The sequence below is a fragment of the Pseudarthrobacter sp. CC4 genome, assembly GCF_048957775.1.
Lineage (GTDB): Bacteria > Actinomycetota > Actinomycetes > Actinomycetales > Micrococcaceae > Arthrobacter.
The window spans coordinates 60,494-77,636 of record NZ_JARCCZ010000003.1; the positions used below are offsets into that span (position 1 = coordinate 60,494).

Sequence of the window (17,143 nt, forward strand, 5' to 3'; positions counted from 1 at the left end):
CTCAAGGCATGGACAGTAGAATTGGGAGGTGCCCGTTTACCTGGACCATGCCGCAACCACGCCCCTCTCACCTGAGGCGCTGGCTGCCTTGACGCGTGAGCTCGCGCGCACCGGGAATCCCTCCTCCCTGCACGGCTCCGGCCGACGCGCCCGCCGCGCGGTGGAAGACGCGCGGGAGGCCATTGCGGCTGCAGCGGGGGCCCACCCCTCGGAAGTCATCTTCACCTCGGGGGGCACGGAGTCTGACAACCTGGCCGTCAAGGGCCTCTACTGGTCACGGGTGGCAGAAAACCCTGCCCGTCGCCGCATCCTGTGTTCCGCCGTCGAGCACCATGCCGTTCTGGACACCGTGGAGTGGCTGGAGCGGCACGAAGGCGCCGAGGTGGCATGGCTTCCCGTGGACAGCGAGGGGGTCGTGGAACTGACCGCCCTTGAAAAGGAACTTTCCCGTGACCCGGACACCATTGCCCTGGCAACGGTCATGTGGGCGAACAACGAGGTGGGCACCATCCAGCCCGTCAGCCGGATCGTGGAACTGGCCCACGCCGCAGGGGTGCCCGTGCACTCGGACGCGGTACAGGCATTCGGTTCGCTTCCCGTGGACTTCAAGGCCTCCGGCCTGGACGCCATGTCAATCTCCGGGCACAAAATCGGCGGACCGGTGGGGGTGGGGGCCCTCCTGCTAGGGCGGGCGGTGAAACTGACGCCCGTCCAGCACGGCGGCGGCCAGGAACGTGACGTCCGCTCAGGCACGCTGGACACCGCATCCATCGCAGCCTTCGCCGCGGCTGCGGAAAAGGTTGCGGCCACCCTGGGCCAGGAGTCGGCGCGGATCGCGGCCCTCCGCGACCGGCTGATTGACGGCGTCCATGCACAGGTTCCGGAAGCCGTCCTGCGGGGTGCCCCAGGGAACGGCCGGCTCCCCGGGAACGCGCACTTCACCTTCCCCGGCTGCGAAGGGGACTCCCTGCTGTTCCTCCTGGACCTGGCAGGGGTGGAGTCATCCACGGGGTCTGCCTGCACGGCAGGGGTGCCGAGGCCTTCGCATGTCCTGCTGGCCATGGGCCTGGACGAGGAGACGGCGCGCGGAGCGCAGCGGTTCACCCTGGGCCACGCGTCCGTGGAGGCCGACGTCGATGCGCTGCTGGCCGCGCTTCCGGGAGCCTATGCGCGGGCGCGGCAGGCGGGCATGGCAGGACACGAGTCCAGTATCCAAACCGCAGGAACCCTGGCCCGCCGGGTGCCGGCCCAGGAATGACGGTAGCTTGCCGCGCCCGTCGAATTGACACCGCCGTAGAATAGATAGGCGAAGATCGTTTCCGGGTGACTGCCCGCCTTTTAAGCCGGCCTCCGGCAGTTCGGCCCCGGAAGTACCCCAACAGAAAGCAAACATGCGAGTTCTAGCAGCCATGAGCGGCGGAGTCGACTCCGCCGTTGCCGCCGCCCGCGCCGTCGAGGCAGGGCACGACGTCGTCGGCGTCCACCTGGCGCTGTCCCGCATGCCCGGAACGTTGCGCACCGGAAGCCGGGGCTGCTGCACCATTGAAGACTCCCGCGATGCATGGCGCGCCTGCGATGTGCTGGGCATTCCGTACTACGTCTGGGATTTCTCCGAGCGGTTCAAGGAAGACGTCGTCCAGGACTTCATCGATGAATACGCCGCCGGCCGCACGCCCAACCCCTGCATGCGCTGCAACGAACGGATCAAGTTCGCGGCACTGCTGGAGAAGGCCATCGCGCTGGGCTTCGACGCCGTGTGCACGGGGCACTATGCCAAGGTGATCGAGGACGCTGACGGTAACCGCGAACTCCACCGCGCAGCTGACTGGGCCAAGGATCAGAGCTACGTCCTGGGCGTCCTGACCCACGAGCAGCTCAAGCACTCCATGTTCCCGCTCGCCGATACGCCGTCCAAGGCTGAAGTGCGTGCAGAGGCGGAGCGGCGCGGCTTGTCTGTAGCCAACAAGCCGGACAGCCACGACATCTGCTTCATCCCCGACGGCGACACCGCCGGATGGCTGGCTGAAAAGATCGACATGTCCACCGGTGACATCGTGGATGAAACGGGCACCAAGGTGGGCGAACATCCTGGCGCCAACGCCTTCACCGTGGGCCAGCGCCGCGGGCTGAAGCTGGGCACCCCCGCCGCCGACGGCAAGCCGCGGTTTGTCCTTGAGATCCGGCCCAAGGAGAACAAGGTTGTGGTGGGCCCCGAGGCGCTGCTGGCGATTGACGAGATCCGCGGCATCAAAGTGTCCTGGGCCGGAATGCCCATCGCTGAAGTAGGGACGGGCGGGGACTTCGAATGCCACGCGCAGGTCCGTGCCCACGGCGATCCCGTTCCTGCCACTGCACGCATGGAGCCGGCCGGCCGGGATACGGAAGCGGGCGGAGGCCAGCTCGTCGTCCGGCTCGCCACTCCGCTGCGCGGAGTGGCCCCCGGGCAGACGATAGTCCTTTACCAGGGCAGCCGCGTGCTGGGCCAGGCAACGATCGACGCTGCCCGCTCGCTTCAGCGCGCCGCGCTCTAGACCCTTATTTTCGAGCACCGCCCCGGTTCCGCCGGGGCGGTGTTCTTTGTTGTGCGCGCCCTGGCGGGAGGACCGGGGCTCATTCAGGTAAATTTTGTGTCTCAACTCACAAAATCGTCCCGTCTGAGGGTTGACTCTCTGATTGAATCTAGGCATCAGCACCGCGCGCTTCCCGCCTGAGCACATGTACCCGTCAGCGGTCGGCGGGCGCGCACTCATCGAACAGAAAGTTCACAGATGACGAAGAGCAACAAAGCACTGCATGGCGCAATCGCGCTGGCAGGCATCTCCGCAATCGCACTGACAGCCTGCACGGGCCCCTCAGGCGGCGGCGGAACCTCAACCGGCGAGGCAGGAGGCGGTGCCATCACCTACGGCACCACGGACAAGGTGGTCACCCTCGACCCCGCCGGATCCTATGACGGCGGATCCTTCATGGTGATGAACCAGATCTACCCGTTCCTGCTCAACTACAAGCCCGGCACTGCAGACGCCGCGCCGGACATCGCCGAGTCCGCCTCCTTCACCAGCCCCACCGAGTACACGGTGAAGCTAAAGCCCGGCCTGAAGTTCGCCAACGGCAACACGCTGGACTCCTCGGACGTCGTGTTCTCCTTCAAGCGGGTCAAGGCCATTGACGATCCCAACGGCCCGGCCTCACTGCTTTCGAACATGGAAAAGATCGAAGCGACGGACCCCAACACCGTCGTATTCACCCTTGCGGCCGGAAATGACCAGGTGTTCCCTGGCGTCCTCGCCTCCAACCCCGGGCCGATCGTGGACGAGCAGGTCTTCCCGGCGGACAAGGTCATGGACGACGACGCCATCGTCGCCGCAAAGCCCTTCGCCGGCCAGTACACGATTGAAAGCTACAAGAAGAACGAACTGGTCAGCTTCAAACCCAATCCGGACTACCAGGGCCTGCTTGGCAAGGCGGCCAACGACGGCGCAACCCTCAAGCACTATGCCGACCCGAACAACCTGAAGCTCGACGTGCAGCAGGGCAACATTGACGTTGCCGGCCGCATCCTCACGGCCACGGACGTCGCCGACCTCGAGAAGGATTCCAAGGTCAAGGTCCACAAGGGCCCGGGCGGGGAACTGCGCTACATGGTCTTCAACTTCGACACCATGCCGTTCGGCGCGAAGACGCCCGAAGCCGATCCCGCGAAGTCGCTGGCCGTGCGCCAGGCGATAGCACACCTCGTTGACCGCGATGTCATCGCCTCCCAGGTCTTCAAGAACACCTACACTCCGGTCTATTCCTACGTCCCCAAGGAATTCGAAGGAGCAGCGGAGCCGCTGAAGAGCCTGTACGGCGACGGAAACGGCAAGCCAAGCGTGGACAAGGCCAAGAAGGTCCTGGCCGACGCCGGCGTCACCTCCGTGGTTGACCTGAAGCTGCAGTACACGGACCGCTACGGTACGTCAGCTGCCGACGAGTACGCCCTGGTCAAGGAGCAGCTTGAGAAGTCAGGTCTCTTCGCCGTTGACCTGAAGTCCACGGAATGGACTACTTACACCAAGGAGCGCCGTGCTGACGCCTACCCGGTCTACCAGCTGGGCTGGTTCCCGGACTACTCGGACGCGGACAACTACCTGACCCCGTTCTTCATTCCGGGCAACTTCCTCGGCAACCACTACGAGAACCCGGCCGTCACGGAAATCGTGAAGAAGCAGCTCGTCACCACGGACAAGGCGGAACGCAGCGATCTCCTGGGCCAGGCCCAGGAAGCCATTGCGAAGGATCTCTCCACGCTTCCGCTGCTGCAGGGCGCCCAGGTAATGGTGGCCGGAACGGATGTCAAGGGAGTCGAGAAGACCCTGGATGCGTCCTTCAAGACCCGTCTTGGCGTGATGTCCAAGTAGGTCCACTGAACAATCCGGCTCTGACCTAAGACGGGGCGGGACGCGGTGCGCCTGCACAGGTGCGCGTGTCCCGCCCCGTCTGCTGGTCGGGAAGCGGTGAACGCCCACCGCGGGCACCGCAAATAACAACCTGAGGCACCATGACTACATTGATCGACGCGCCGCCAACAGACGCGGACGGCCTGCTTCCGGCGGCCAAGAAATCCTCCGGCGGGGGATTGGGACAGTACATCCTGATCCGTTTCCTGCTGATTTTCCCCACAATATTCATCCTGGTGACCATGGTCTTCTTCCTGATGCGGATCACGGGAGACCCCATCACCGCGGCCATGGGCGGACGCCTGCCCGAGGACCAGCTGCAGGCGCGGATCCAGGCTGCAGGCTACGACCGGCCCATCCTGGTCCAGTACTTCGAGTACCTCGGCCAGCTGGCCACCGGCAACTTCGGCCGGACGCTCACCGACAACCGGGCCGTCGTCGAAATGCTGACAACCTACGGCTCAGCCACCCTGGAGCTGAGCATCAACGCGCTGCTCGTCGCCCTCCTGGTGGGCATTCCCCTGGGCATGGTGGCGGCCCACCGCCGGGACAAGGCGCCGGACGCCGTCCTGCGGGTCTTTGCCATTCTTTGCTACGCCACCCCCGTCTTCTTCGCCGGCATGCTCCTGAAGCTGACCTTCTCTGTCTGGCTCGGATGGCTGCCGGTGGCCGGGCGGGCCAAGACCTCCAGCGAACTCGCCCTGACCTCCCTCCAGGCCCCCACCGGGATCTATTGGCTCGATGCCCTGCGGAGCGGCAACATGGCCGCACTCGGAGACGTCCTGGCGCACGCGGTCCTGCCTGCGGTGGCGCTGGGACTGCTGACGGCAGGGATTTTCCTCCGCCTCGTCCGGACCAACGTGATCGGCACCCTGGGCCGGGACTACATAGAAGCGGGGCGGTCCAGGGGCGTCAGCGAATACCGACTGGTCACCAAGCACGCCTACAAGCCCGCGCTCATCCCCATCATCACGGTGATGGGCCTGCAGATAGCGGTCATGCTTGGCGGCGCGGTACTGACCGAAAAGACGTTCGAATGGAAAGGCCTGGGGTTCCAGCTGGCCAACTACCTCACCGCGCGCGACTTCGTCGCGGTGCAGGGAATCGTGGTGCTGCTCGCCATCATCGTGGCCATGACCAACTTCATCGTGGACATCATCGCCGCGCTGATCGACCCCCGCGTGAGGTACTGACCATGAGCATCCCCACTGTTCCCGTCCCCATGGAAAATCCCAGGGCGCCCTGGTACCGGCGCCTGCCGGTGGTTTCACATTTCAACAAGAGCGTGGGCCTCCAGCGCGGCATGCTAGTGGCGGGCCTGATCCTCACCGGCCTCTTTGTCCTGACGGCACTTTTCGCGCCGCTGCTGGCACCTTACGGTTTCTCCCAGCTTTCCGACGCCGACGGCAACTTCCCCACGCAGGAGGCCCCCGGAGGCAAGCACCTTCTGGGCACAACGGTGGGCGGTTACGACGTCCTGTCCCGTGTCGTCTGGGGAGCGCAGACGGCCATCCTGGTGATCGTCGTCGCCGTCGCCATGTCCATCGTCCTGGGTGTTGCCCTCGGCCTGGTCAGCGGCTACCTGGGCGGGTGGCTCGACCGGATCCTGGTGGTCATCGCCGACGCCGTGTACGCCTTCCCGTCCCTGCTGGTTGCCATTGTCATGGCCATTGTCATCAGCGGCGGCCAGTCCAGCCTGCTTGGCGGCATCTTTGCCGCCGGCACGGCAATCACACTGGTGTTCATTCCGCAGTATTTCAGGGTGATCAGGGCGGAGACGGTCCGGCTCAAGGCCGAGCCGTTCGTGGAGTCGGCCAAGGTGGTGGGCGCTTCCAACATCCGCATCATGACCCGCCACATCTACCGCAACGCCACCCGCACCCTGCCGTTGATCTTCACGCTCAACGCTTCCGAGGCCATCCTCACCCTTGCCGGGCTGGGGTTCCTTGGCTTCGGCATCGAGCCGAGCTCGGCCGCTGAATGGGGATTCGACCTCAACAAGGCGCTCGCCGACACGACTTCCGGGATCTGGTGGACCGGCCTGTTTCCGGGCCTGGCGATTGTGCTCACCGTGGTGGGCCTGACCTTGGTGGGCGAGAGCATCAACGACCTGAATGATCCGCGGCTCCGGGGCCGCAAGAGCACGGGCGGCGGTTCGCCCGCGCCGGTGGACAACGCCGCCATCGCAACAGAAGTGAGGGCATCATGACCGTTAACATCGATCCGTCGTCCGGGGCCGGCTCCGGCCACGAGTCCGGCGGCGGCCGTCCGGTCCTCGACATCGACCACCTCCAGGTCACCTTCGCCACCGACGGCGGCCCGGTCCATGCCGTCAAGGACGTCAGCCTGGAGGTCCGGAAGGGAGAAGTGCTGGCCATCGTGGGGGAGTCGGGGTCCGGCAAGACCGTCACCGCCAAGACCATCCTGGGCCTGCTTCCGGAAACAGCCAGCAGTTCGGGGGCCGTGGTGATCAACGGCGCTGACGTGATCAGCGTCAGCGCCGCCAAACTGCGCCAGATCCGCGGCCGCGATGTCGCCATGGTGTTCCAGGAACCTTCAACAGCCCTGAACCCGGTGTTCACCGTGGGCTGGCAGATCGCCGAAGGCATCCGCGCACACGCCGGCAGCGGCGGTAAGCGGGTTTCGGCCAGGGAAGCCAAGTCCCGGGCCGTCGACGCGCTCCGCAAGGTGGGCATCCCCGACCCCGAACACCGCGTCAACTACTACCCCCACCAGTTTTCGGGAGGACAGAAGCAGCGGGTGGTGATCGCCGCCGCGCTGGCCCTGAATCCGGGGCTGATCGTAGCCGACGAGCCAACCACCGCCCTCGATGTCACGGTCCAGGCAGAGATCCTGGAACTGCTGCGGGACCTGCGGGACAAGTACGGCACGTCCATCGTGCTCATCACCCACAACATGGGTGTGGTCGCGGACCTCGCCGACCGCGTGGTGGTCATGTACCAGGGGGACGTGGTGGAGGAGGCGCCGGCCCGCACCTTGTTCGCTGAACCCAAGCAGGACTACACCCGGAAACTGCTCGCAGCAGTGCCGCACCTGGGGCGCAACTCGGCGTCGGAGGGCCTGACCAGCCGGGCCCACCAGGATGAGGAAATCCTGGTGGAGGCCAGGAACCTCACCATCGAATACCCCGGCAGGCTGGGAACGCCGGCGTTCAAGGCAGTGGATGGCGTCAGCTTCACCGTCTCCAGGGGCGAAGTCTTCGGGCTGGTGGGGGAGTCCGGTTCCGGGAAGACCACCATCGGGCGCGCAATCGCCGGCCTCAACAGGACCACCGGCGGGAGCCTCAAGGTCCTGGGCTACGAGATGCTGAACCTAAAGGAACGCACCTTCAAGCCGCTCCGGAAGGACATTGGCTTCGTGTTCCAGGACCCGGCGGCGTCCTTCAACCCGCAGCTGACCATCGGGGACTGCATTGCCGAACCCATGGTCATCCACACGAAGCCAAGCCCGGCCCAGGCGCGCAAGCGCGTAGGCGAGCTGCTCGAATCAGTCCAGCTGCCGGCGTCGTACGCGGGCCGCTACCCGCACGAACTGTCCGGCGGGCAGCGGCAGCGGGCCTCGTTGGCCCGGGCACTCAGCCTGAACCCCCGCCTGCTGATCGCGGACGAGCCGACGTCTGCCCTGGACGTGTCGGTGCAGGCGAAGGTCCTGGAGCTGTTCAGGGACATCCAGGAGGAGTTCGGTTTTGCCTGCCTGTTCATCAGCCACGACCTGGCCGTCGTGGACACGCTGTCATCCTGGGTGGGCGTGCTCTATAAGGGGAAGCTGGTGGAGCAGGGAATCGGGAGCCAGGTGATGGGAAGCCCGCAGCATGACTACACGCGGCGGCTGATCGCGTCACTGCCGGTGCCGGACCCGCAGGAACAGGCACGGCGCCGGGAGGAGCACCGGGCACTGCTCGGCATCTGATGGGTCGCGGCAAGCCCGGGGTTTGCGGCGCCGGTGCCGGTTGCGGCGCCGGCGCTTAACACCCGGGCTATCCGCGTGCCCTCCCATAGACTTGAGCCATGACGCAGCACAACCCCCACTCTCCTGATTCCGATGACTACGACCCCTCCGCCAGTTCTTTGGCCGGCCAGGTGGACAACTCGGTGATGGCTGAGCTGCTGTCCATCCGTTCCAGCATTGACAACATCGATGCGACCCTGGTCTATCTGCTGGCTGAGCGCTTCAAAGCCACCCAGAAGGTGGGGTTCCTCAAGGCCGCCCACCGGCTCCCCGCCGGCGACCCCGGCCGTGAGGCAGCCCAGATCGCCAGGCTGCGCAGGCTGGCCGAGGATGCGCACTTGGATCCCGCGTTCGCGGAAAAGTTCCTGAATTTCATCATCGGCGAGGTCATCAGGCATCACGAGGCGATTGCCGAAGACCACGAGGCGGCCTCCGGACAGCACCCGCAGGCACCAGCACGCGCGTGAGCCGGGACGAACGGCGCCGCGCCGACTCCAGCACCGGACCGGGGAACGGGGCTCCGACGCGTCAGGTGACGGCCACCGCGCTGGGACCCTGGCCGGGTGAAGATCCGGTGGAAGCGGCAAAAATCATCCGCGGCGAGCTGGGCAGCCCCCACCTGCCGTTCCTCGCCGAGCTGCCGGACCGGGGCGTCGGCTCTGATGCCCTGGGACGCACTGCCTGCCTCCTGGAGGAGCTGGCGGTCGACGTCCAGCCGTATGGCTGGCGGCTCGTGGACCGTCCCGGCAAGGACTTCCGGCGTGCGGCCTCCGCCCTTGCCACGGACATCAATGTCCTGGCCGACGTGGCCGGGACCGAGGAAAATCCGGCAGCCGAAATCAAGGTGCAGCTGGTGGGGCCGCTGAGCCTTGCGGCCGGGCTCCACCTGCACAACGGCGAACGGGCACTCATCGACTACGGGGCCCGCCGGGACCTTGCGGCTTCCCTTGCCGCCGGTGTGGGACGGTACCTCTCGCGGGTTGCCGCTGCCGTGCCGGGTGCCCGGCTGGTGGTCCAGGTGGATGAGCCGGACATCGCCGCGGTGCTGGCCGGCACCATCCCCACCTCCAGCGGCTACCGCACCCTGCGTGCTGTGGCCGCCTCCGAAGTACGGGAATCGTGGCGGGTGGTCCTGGACGCACTGCGCGCGTTCGGCGCAGCCGAAGTCGTCATAGCCGTGCCGGCGATCGAGGCGCCCTTCGAGCAGATCCTCGCGGCAGGAGCCGACGGCATTGCCGTTCCGTTTAACGCCCTGACTTCCCGGCAGTGGGAACAGTTGGCTGGAGCGGTTGAGGCGGACAAGCGCCTGTGGATCGGCGCGCTGGATACTGCGGGACGGTCCCTGCCAAAGGTGTCGGACTGCGTCGAGGGCGTGTGGCGCCCCTGGCGCCAGCTGGGGCTGCCCGCCACAGCGCTTGGCACCGTGCGGATCACTCCCTCGCAGGGGCTGGCCGGCGGCACCCCGGCACAGGCCACGGCGGTCCTCGGACGCCTCACGCAGGTGGCGGATGGGCTGAACCAGCTGGCGCTGGGATAGCGGGACTCAGACCCGGTTTTCCCAACGGTCCGGCTGCGCGTAGCGGGGCAGGAAACTCTGGGCTGAACTGCCGCCGGTGTAGGGGCGCAGCCTGTAGTCGAAGCTGCCGGCATACACCAGCACCAGGCCGATCTGCGGCTGGATCACCTTTACCTGGATGCGGTGCTTGCCCGCGGCGCCGTCGGCCGGGTCCCACCACTGTTCCGCGTATGCTTTGGCATCCAAGGCGGCGGGAAGGGGGATGCGGAGGGGGCCAATGAAGAGCCGGGAGGCTTCGGAGATGCCGCGAAGCCGGCCCTCCGGCGTGACGCTCAGGTTCAGGTCGGTCACCAGCCTCCGGTACCGTCCCACGTAGTCCACCAGCTGGGTGGCGCCGGCCCGGCGGGTCGCACTGGTGGTGTCCTGGAAGATCCGCGTCCGGCCCGGGAACCGGATTTCGCGGCGGGCTGTCAGGCTGGAGCGGCCAAAGGGGTCCTGGTGGGCATGGTTCTCAATCCGGAAAGGAATGTTCTCGCCGTACTCGGGGAAGAATGCTTCCTCCCCGCTGGTAAGCCGCAGCAGGGGGCGCAGCCATTCCTGCCGGCAGCCAACGACGTCGAAGGTCCCTTCCCCCACTCCGTAGCTGCCGGAACCCGGGGCCAGGGAAAAGTATTCCTGGAGCTCCGGCTGGAGCCGGGAAAAGTGCGCGCCGAGCGCCTGCTGGTAAATGGGAATGTTCAATGGGGCCTCCTGCGAAACGGTAGGACAAGATGCTGTGAATTCACAATGTACCGGCGGCCTTGAGCCTGATGTACATGTCGGCCAGCTTCGGCGGCAGCTGGTGCGGTTCGGCGTCCACCACTTCCACGCCGTGCTGCCGGAGCTCGGTACTGATGGCCGCGCGCTGCAGCAGCGCCCGCTCTGCGGCGGCGGCGCGGAATACACCGGTGGCGTCGTCGCGTTCCTTGAGCATGGAACCGAGCTGGGGGTCCCGGACGGCTGCCACCACCACCACGTGCTGCCGGGCCAGCTGTGCCGCGACGGGAAGGAGGCCTTCCTCGGGTGCGCCGCCGTCCAGCGACGTCAGCAGCACCACCAGGGAACGGTGCGCGGAAACGGCGCGGACCTGGGCCGGGACCGCTGGCCAGTCCATCTCGATGAGTTCAGCCTCAAGCGGTGCCATCGCCTGGACCAGCTGGCCCAGGAGGTTCCCCTGCCCGCAAGAGCCCGCCCGGGCGCGGGTGCGGCGGTCAAACGCCACGAAGTCCACGCGGTCCCCGCCCCGCTCGGCCAGCACACCCAGCAGGAGCGCCGCTTCCATGCCCGTGTCCAGGCGGGTTTCGTCGTCGATCCTTGCCGCCGAGGTCCGTGAGGTGTCCAGGACCATGACCACCCTTCGGTCCCGTTCAGGCCGCCACGTGCGCACCACCACCGCTGACCGGCGCGCGGTGGCCCGCCAGTCAATGGACCGGACGTCGTCTCCCCGGACGTAGTCCCGCAGTGAATCGAACTCGGTGCCCGCGCCGCGGATCTGCACCGCAGCCTTGCCGTCGAGCTCACGCAGTTTTCGCAGCTTTGACGGCAGGTGCCGCCGGGAATGGAAGGGAGGCAGCACCCGCAGCGAGCCGGGGCAGTCAATGGTCCGCTGCCGCGCGGCCAGCAGCAGCGGGCCGAAAGAGCGAAGGGTGACGTGGGGTACTTCCAGGTCGCCCCGCCGGACCGGCCGCAGCCGGACGGTGACGCGCCTGCCTTCCCCGGCCGGGACGTCGATGTCCTGCACCGGATTCTGCGCTCCCGCGGAGGGCTGCCATGCGTCGCGGAGGACACCTCGGAGCCGCCGGCCGCCGTCGTTCTGCACCTTTAACACGGCGTCCGTACCCGCATGCAGCGTGACGTTGCCAGGCTCGGAACGCAGGACGTGCACCGGACGCAGGGAAGCCGCCAGCAGGAGGTCGACGGCGGCAAGGGCCGCCAGCGCGGCGGCCACCAGCAGCACCGTTCCCCAGCCCGGCAATGCCAGGACCGGCACGGCGCCCAGCAGCACCAGCAGCACGAAACGCCCGGAGACGGCCATCAGCGGGGAACGGGAACGGACGCCAGGATGCTGCCCAGCACGTCGTCCACGCGTACTCCGTCCATTTGGGCTTCAGGCTGCAGCGCCACGCGGTGCCGGAGGCAGGGGAGGGCCAGGGCCTTGACGTCGTCGGGGGTGACAAAGCTCCTGCCGGAGAGCCAGGCCCAGGACCGCGAAGTGTTCAGCAGGGCAGTGGCGCCGCGGGGCGAGACCCCAAGCAGGAATGAAGGTGCGGAGCGGGTGGCACGCACCAGGTCCACGATGTACGCGATGACTTCAGGGTCCACCGCCACGGAGGCCACCGCCTGCCGCGCCCGTGCCAGGTCCTCCGCACCTGCAACGGCGCGGACGCCGGCGGCGGTAAGGTCCCTCGGATCGAAGCCGGCGGCGTGGCGCCGGATGACTTCCATTTCGTCCTGGCGCCCTGGCAGCGGCATGGTCAGCTTGAGCAGGAACCGGTCAAGCTGCGCCTCAGGCAGCGGATAGGTGCCTTCGTACTCCACCGGGTTTTGGGTGGCAGCGACGAGGAACGGTCCGGGCAGCGGCCGGGACTCGCCGTCCACGGACACCTGCCGCTCCTCCATGGCTTCGAGCAGGGAAGCCTGCGTCTTGGGAGGCGTCCGGTTGATCTCGTCCGCCAGCAGGATGTTGGTGAAGACCGGCCCCTCCCGGAAGGTGAATTCCGAGGTGTGCGAGTCATAAACCAGCGAGCCCGTGATGTCGCCTGGCATCAGGTCCGGAGTGAACTGGACGCGCTTGGTGTCCAGGCTCAATGCGGCGGACAACGCGCGGACCAGCAGGGTTTTCGCGACCCCCGGAACGCCCTCCAGCAGCACGTGCCCCTGTGACAGCAGCGCGATCAACAGGCCGGTAACGGTGGCGTCCTGGCCCACCACGGCCTTTGCCACCTCACTGCGCACGTCCAGGAGTGCCTGCCGGGCGGAGTCATGTTCCATGTGGTCCAGGACCCGGGGGCCGCTGCCTTGCTCGCTCATCGCCTTTTGACTTCTTTCTCTAGGTTGTCCAGCTCCCGCGACCAGGCAACAAGCCTTGCCTCGGTCCGCGGATGTTCGTTGACGAGTTCGTGTATCTGCCGGGCCGGCTGGCCGAGGTGCCGTGCTGCGGCGTTGACCACCTGGTCGGCCGTGGCCGCGGCGCCCACCCGCAGGTGCCCTGCAAGCCGAACCAGGGTTCCGGCCCGGAGGTTGTCCCGGGCCTGGTCCACGGCGCGGGAATCGTGGTAAAGCCGGGCCCTGCCCTCTGCTGTCTCCACTGCCTTGACCACTACGGGAAGGGGCTCAAACACCAGCGGGCCCAGGCGCCTGCCCCGCCAGGCTATTGCCGCCGCGGCCACCAGGGCGAGCCACGGCCCGAGGAAACGCACCCAGTCGGGTGCGAGTTCGTCGAGGGTCTGCGGGGAAGCGCCGGTTTCCAGGTCCTCGATGGTCGGGAGGTACCAGACCAGGTCCGGGGAGGTGCCGAGGGTGCGGATGGCCAGCGCAGCGTGGCCGAGATCGTCCAGCCGCCCGTTATTGAGGATGCCGGTGCTTCCCAGGACAGTGAGCCGCCCGTGACCCTCCACGGCAAGCACTCCGGCGGCAGAACCGGCAGGCCGGTAACAGGAGGTCCCGCCGTCGTAAATAAAGCCTGACTCGCCGGACACCGGTCCGGCTGCTTCCGCGTCAGGAAGGCTGCACCCGGGATCCAGCGCGGAGGAGGCGTCCGGGACCACCCCTGCCTGGCGGATGCTGCCGCTGAGCGCGGCCAGGGTCTGCAGCCTGGGCGAAACCAGCACCACCCTCTCCGCGGACGCCGCCAGTTCCTGGAGCCGCGGCTCGTCGAGGAAGCCGCTCCTGTCGTACAACAGAAGGGTCGGGGAGGTTCCCGCCTCCAGCGCCGCCATGGCCGCCTCGAAGTTCCCGACGCCGTGGACCTTGACGCCGTGCCGGCCCAGGATCTGCGTGACGGCCCGGGCACCGTCCGGGCCGGCGTTGTTGAGGGACAGGGGAACGGCGTCACCTTTCGGAGCGAGCTGCGCCCAGAGAACCAGCGCCAGGGCTGCGCCGACGAGGGCCCACAGTGCGGCGAGGGCACGGTGCCGCCCCAGCCACCCCCACAGCCCCTTGGCTTTCCCGGTGCCGCTGTCCGGTGCAGCGCCCGGCTCAGGCACCTCGCGGGTTGAGGGTGCCGGAGACACGGCGGTCATGGGCGCGCCGCCGTGTGAGGCAGGGAATCCTGCCGGGCCTGCTCCTGTGGGGCCTGCTCCTGCTGGGCGGGGGTGCGGGCGGGCTTCATGGCTTCGAGGCTCTTGTCCAGGCTGGCCATTGCCTGGTAGTCGGCGGCGTCCGCCGCCAAGTTCCCGTACCGGATAGCGTCGAAGGTCCCTGCTGCCTTGCCCAGTCGGTCCGCTTCGGTACGGAACGGTGCAGCAAGCTCACGGACCACCTCGTCAGCCGTCCGTCCCGGCTGCGGATCCAGGATGGTGCGGTCCTCGGCAGAACGGACCAGTGCCCGGAAACGGTCGACGACGGCGTCCCCCCACTTCCCGGCCGCAGCGGACGTTTCGGCGCGCTGCCGGTAATCCGCTGGCGTCAAGACGCTGTCAGGCTCAAAGACCTCCTTGGCCCGCCGCACTTTCGCATTTAGCCGGGGCTTGGCAATGATCACGGCGGCGGCGATGACCACGGCGATGACGATCCCAATGACCGGGCTGGGCACTGTGCTCCCGTCAGCCGCGGAGCCGTCCAGCGACTGGAGCCAGTCCACGAAGTCCTTCCAGAGCTCCTCAAGCCAGCCCGGAGCAGCTTCGCGGTACTCCGGTTTAGCCAGTTCCTCGGCCGCCCACCGCCGGGCTTCCTCTGCCGCGGGCAGGACCGGGGGTTCAGCGGCCATCCGGCCATGCCCCCGCCACGGGTCCGGGTCCGGGGCTCCAGCCAGGCTGGCTCCAGCCTGGCGTGCCCCTTGCGTGGCCCCGGCCCGGAATGCCGTCCGGATCGGCGCCGGACTCCATTTGGCGGAGCAGTGAGATGTCCAGCCCGTCCTTCCTCATCCGGAGGTCCATGTAGACCAGTGCCATCACAGACGTCTGCAAGGCGTAGCCGAGGGCCCCGGCCAGCGCGCCGAGGATTGCTGTGATGACTCCGACTGCCACGGCGAGGGCCACCTCCTGCTCACTGCCGCCGTGCGGGGACAGGAAACCGGCCACCAGCGGGGGCAGCAGGCCTACCGGGATCATGACGATCTGGCTGGTGACGCCGACCAGAATGCCCACCACCAGCGTGATCCCCAGGATCCGCCACCAGTTGGCCCGGGTCAGTTCCCATGACCGGCGGAGGCTGTCCAGCGCACCCAGCTCCTCAATCACGACCGCGGCCGGGGCTACCATCAGCTTCACGTAAATCCATACGTACAGGGCAACGAAACCGAGGAACAGGGGGATGAGCAGCAGGATCCCGATCCCTTCCATGCTTGCGATCAGCGCGACGGCCAACGCTGCGGGGACAAGCACCGCCAGCAGGCCGGCGGCCATCAGCAAGGCAGCAAGCCGGACCAGGGCTCCGACCCGCGGGCGGGCGAGCGACCACATCTGCTTGAAACTGGTGGGCCGGTTGAGGATGGACCGGGCCACCGGCACCACCATGGCGCCCTGCAGGACGGAGGCAATGAAGAGGCTGAGGACGGCCACCAGCAGCATGGCGGCCACGAACCCCAGGCCGAGGGTTGCCAGATCGGCATTACTGGCGCTGTTTGCCCAGCCTTCGATGGAGCCCGCCGAAGTTGCCGTGGCCGCGGTGAGGACAGCGGTAAGGATGGCGGCGAGGGATTGCGCCAGCAGGGAAGCGCCCAGCATGGCCTTCGCGTTCCGCCGGATCACCTGGAAGGACCCGTCCATGATTTCCCCGAACACCAGGGGACGCAGCGGGACTATGCCCGGCTTCGGGGGAGCAACATACCGCGGCTGGCCGTAGGGAGGGCCCTGGTTCGGAAAGTGCTGGCTGGGATACCGGGGCTGCGGCAACCCGGGATAGGCAGAACCGGGCTGCCCCCAAGGCTGCTGCGGCGAGGGCTGTTGAAACGGCGGCGGCCCCCAAGGCTGCTGCGCCGAAGGCGGTTGCCACGACGGCGGCCCCCACGGGTTCCGGGCCGGCGGTTGCTGCTCCGGAGGTTGTTGCCCGGACGGCTGTTGTCCCGATGGCTGCGGTCCTGGCGGCTGGTGGCCGGAAGGGTGCCGCCAGGCAGCCTGCCGGTCCTGAGGCTCCTGCGCGTCCGAATCCTGTGGTGACACCGATGTTCCTTCCCCCGTACCAGTGCGCCGTCAGCCAGGCGCCCGCTCCATTGACGCAGGCGCGGCGCGCCAACGCACGGCGTGGCACCAGCCTATAGTTCCGGCGTCGGGCATCCTAGCGCCCCGCCATGCCGGAGGGCGTCCAATAGGACAAAGCCATCCTCATAAGGGAATATATAGCTATGAAGGCACGCATTCTGGTGGTAGATGATGACGAAGCGCTGGCCGAAATGATTGGAATTGTTCTCCGCAACGACGGCTTCGAGCCCGTCTTCTGCGCGGACGGCGCCCAGGCGCTGGACGTTTTCCGGTCATCCCGGCCGGACCTTGTGTTGCTGGACCTCATGCTTCCCGGTGTGGACGGCATCGAGGTCTGCCGGCAGGTCCGCGCGGAGTCGGATGTTCCGATTGTCATGCTCACCGCCAAGTCAGATACGTCCGACGTCGTCCGCGGACTCGAGTCCGGCGCCGATGACTACGTGCCCAAGCCGTTCAAGCCGGCGGAACTCGTGGCCCGCGTCCGTGCACGGCTCCGACCCGGTGACCAGAAAGCGCCCGAAACGTTGCGCATCGCGGACATCACCATTGATGTCGCCGGGCACACCGTCAGCCGGGGCAATGAGCGGATCTCTCTGACGCCCCTGGAGTTTGACCTCCTGGTGGCGCTCGCCCGGAAGCCTTGGCAGGTGTTCACCCGCGAACTGCTGCTCGAGCAGGTCTGGGGCTACCGGCACGCTGCCGATACGCGCCTTGTGAACGTCCATGTCCAGCGGCTTCGTTCCAAGATCGAGCAGGATCCGGAAGCTCCGGAAGTCGTATTGACGGTGCGTGGTGTCGGCTACAAAGCAGGGGCCTGAACC

The 17,143-nt window shown here is 67.3% G+C and carries 15 protein-coding genes; 9 read left to right on the plus strand and 6 right to left on the minus strand.

The window, feature by feature from the left end; translation table 11 throughout:
- Positions 1 to 28 precede the first annotated feature (28 nt).
- From PV768_RS03080 to PV768_RS03115, 8 genes are all read left to right on the plus strand, one after another.
- Positions 29 to 1,258 carry a cysteine desulfurase family protein gene (locus PV768_RS03080; RefSeq protein WP_421092258.1) on the plus strand — a complete coding sequence of 410 codons (1,230 nt, stop codon included), beginning with the start codon at positions 29 to 31 and terminating at the stop codon, positions 1,256 to 1,258.
- A 133-nt stretch (positions 1,259 to 1,391) separates the two neighbouring features.
- Positions 1,392 to 2,531: a tRNA 2-thiouridine(34) synthase MnmA gene (gene mnmA, locus PV768_RS03085; protein ID WP_157241748.1), complete on the plus strand. Its 1,140-nt coding sequence runs from the start codon at positions 1,392 to 1,394 to the stop codon at positions 2,529 to 2,531.
- Between the two features lie 237 nt (positions 2,532 to 2,768).
- A complete protein-coding gene (locus tag PV768_RS03090; protein ID WP_157241749.1) occupies positions 2,769 to 4,400 on the plus strand; it encodes an ABC transporter substrate-binding protein in 1,632 nt (543 codons plus the stop codon).
- A 140-nt stretch (positions 4,401 to 4,540) separates the two neighbouring features.
- Positions 4,541 to 5,632, plus strand: coding sequence for an ABC transporter permease (locus PV768_RS03095; protein WP_157241750.1), 1,092 nt, complete (start codon positions 4,541 to 4,543; stop codon positions 5,630 to 5,632).
- Positions 5,633 to 5,634: 2 nt separating this feature from the next.
- Positions 5,635 to 6,648 carry an ABC transporter permease gene (locus tag PV768_RS03100; protein ID WP_157241751.1) on the plus strand — a complete coding sequence of 338 codons (1,014 nt, stop codon included), beginning with the start codon at positions 5,635 to 5,637 and terminating at the stop codon, positions 6,646 to 6,648.
- Complete coding sequence (locus tag PV768_RS03105; RefSeq protein ID WP_421092259.1) at positions 6,645 to 8,369, plus strand: ABC transporter ATP-binding protein; 1,725 nt, start codon at positions 6,645 to 6,647, stop codon at positions 8,367 to 8,369. Before PV768_RS03100 ends, PV768_RS03105 begins: the two co-directional genes overlap by 4 nt.
- Positions 8,370 to 8,467: 98 nt before the next feature.
- Positions 8,468 to 8,875 (plus strand): chorismate mutase, encoded by a 408-nt coding sequence (locus PV768_RS03110; protein WP_157241753.1) that lies wholly within the window; start codon positions 8,468 to 8,470, stop codon positions 8,873 to 8,875.
- Between the two features lie 65 nt (positions 8,876 to 8,940).
- On the plus strand, positions 8,941 to 9,945 hold the full coding sequence (locus PV768_RS03115) for a hypothetical protein (RefSeq protein ID WP_421092353.1): 1,005 nt from the start codon (positions 8,941 to 8,943) through the stop codon (positions 9,943 to 9,945).
- Positions 9,946 to 9,951: 6 nt separating this feature from the next.
- Here the strand turns inward: PV768_RS03115 and PV768_RS03120 are convergent, their stop codons facing one another.
- The 6 genes from PV768_RS03120 to PV768_RS03145 are packed head-to-tail and all read right to left on the minus strand — an operon-like array spanning position 9,952 to position 15,890.
- Positions 9,952 to 10,665: a DUF4166 domain-containing protein gene (locus PV768_RS03120; RefSeq protein ID WP_157241754.1), complete on the minus strand. Its 714-nt coding sequence runs from the start codon at positions 10,663 to 10,665 to the stop codon at positions 9,952 to 9,954.
- Positions 10,666 to 10,705: 40 nt separating this feature from the next.
- The gene (locus PV768_RS03125) at positions 10,706 to 11,998 is read right to left on the minus strand and encodes a DUF58 domain-containing protein (RefSeq protein WP_421092260.1); all 1,293 of its coding nucleotides are present in this window, start codon (positions 11,996 to 11,998) and stop codon (positions 10,706 to 10,708) included.
- Positions 11,998 to 12,993: an AAA family ATPase gene (locus tag PV768_RS03130; RefSeq protein ID WP_157241756.1), complete on the minus strand. Its 996-nt coding sequence runs from the start codon at positions 12,991 to 12,993 to the stop codon at positions 11,998 to 12,000. Before PV768_RS03130 ends, PV768_RS03125 begins: the two co-directional genes overlap by 1 nt.
- On the minus strand, positions 12,990 to 14,204 hold the full coding sequence (locus tag PV768_RS03135) for a DUF4350 domain-containing protein (protein ID WP_421092261.1): 1,215 nt from the start codon (positions 14,202 to 14,204) through the stop codon (positions 12,990 to 12,992). Before PV768_RS03135 ends, PV768_RS03130 begins: the two co-directional genes overlap by 4 nt.
- On the minus strand, positions 14,201 to 14,890 hold the full coding sequence (locus PV768_RS03140) for a DUF4129 domain-containing protein (protein WP_421092262.1): 690 nt from the start codon (positions 14,888 to 14,890) through the stop codon (positions 14,201 to 14,203). Before PV768_RS03140 ends, PV768_RS03135 begins: the two co-directional genes overlap by 4 nt.
- A complete protein-coding gene (locus PV768_RS03145) occupies positions 14,880 to 15,890 on the minus strand; it encodes a hypothetical protein (protein WP_421092263.1) in 1,011 nt (336 codons plus the stop codon). The genes PV768_RS03140 and PV768_RS03145 overlap by 11 nt, the downstream gene beginning before the upstream one ends.
- 575 nt (positions 15,891 to 16,465) lie before the next feature.
- Here PV768_RS03145 and mtrA point away from each other — a divergent pair.
- Entirely contained in the window at positions 16,466 to 17,140 is a 675-nt protein-coding gene (mtrA, locus tag PV768_RS03150) for an MtrAB system response regulator MtrA (protein WP_102974915.1), read from the plus strand.
- Positions 17,141 to 17,143 lie beyond the last annotated feature (3 nt).

Coding starts and splice junctions, on each gene's coding strand:
- mnmA (WP_157241748.1), top strand. CDS start 1,392: ATGCGAGTTCTAGCAGCCATGAGCGGCGGAGTCGACTCCGCCGTTGCC.
- PV768_RS03090 (WP_157241749.1), top strand. CDS start 2,769: ATGACGAAGAGCAACAAAGCACTGCATGGCGCAATCGCGCTGGCAGGC.
- PV768_RS03095 (WP_157241750.1), top strand. CDS start 4,541: ATGACTACATTGATCGACGCGCCGCCAACAGACGCGGACGGCCTGCTT.
- PV768_RS03100 (WP_157241751.1), top strand. CDS start 5,635: ATGAGCATCCCCACTGTTCCCGTCCCCATGGAAAATCCCAGGGCGCCC.
- PV768_RS03105 (WP_421092259.1), top strand. CDS start 6,645: ATGACCGTTAACATCGATCCGTCGTCCGGGGCCGGCTCCGGCCACGAG.
- PV768_RS03110 (WP_157241753.1), top strand. CDS start 8,468: ATGACGCAGCACAACCCCCACTCTCCTGATTCCGATGACTACGACCCC.
- PV768_RS03125 (WP_421092260.1), bottom strand. CDS start 11,998: ATGGCCGTCTCCGGGCGTTTCGTGCTGCTGGTGCTGCTGGGCGCCGTG.
- PV768_RS03130 (WP_157241756.1), bottom strand. CDS start 12,993: ATGAGCGAGCAAGGCAGCGGCCCCCGGGTCCTGGACCACATGGAACAT.
- PV768_RS03135 (WP_421092261.1), bottom strand. CDS start 14,204: ATGACCGCCGTGTCTCCGGCACCCTCAACCCGCGAGGTGCCTGAGCCG.
- PV768_RS03140 (WP_421092262.1), bottom strand. CDS start 14,890: ATGGCCGCTGAACCCCCGGTCCTGCCCGCGGCAGAGGAAGCCCGGCGG.
- PV768_RS03145 (WP_421092263.1), bottom strand. CDS start 15,890: ATGGACGGGTCCTTCCAGGTGATCCGGCGGAACGCGAAGGCCATGCTG.
- mtrA (WP_102974915.1), top strand. CDS start 16,466: ATGAAGGCACGCATTCTGGTGGTAGATGATGACGAAGCGCTGGCCGAA.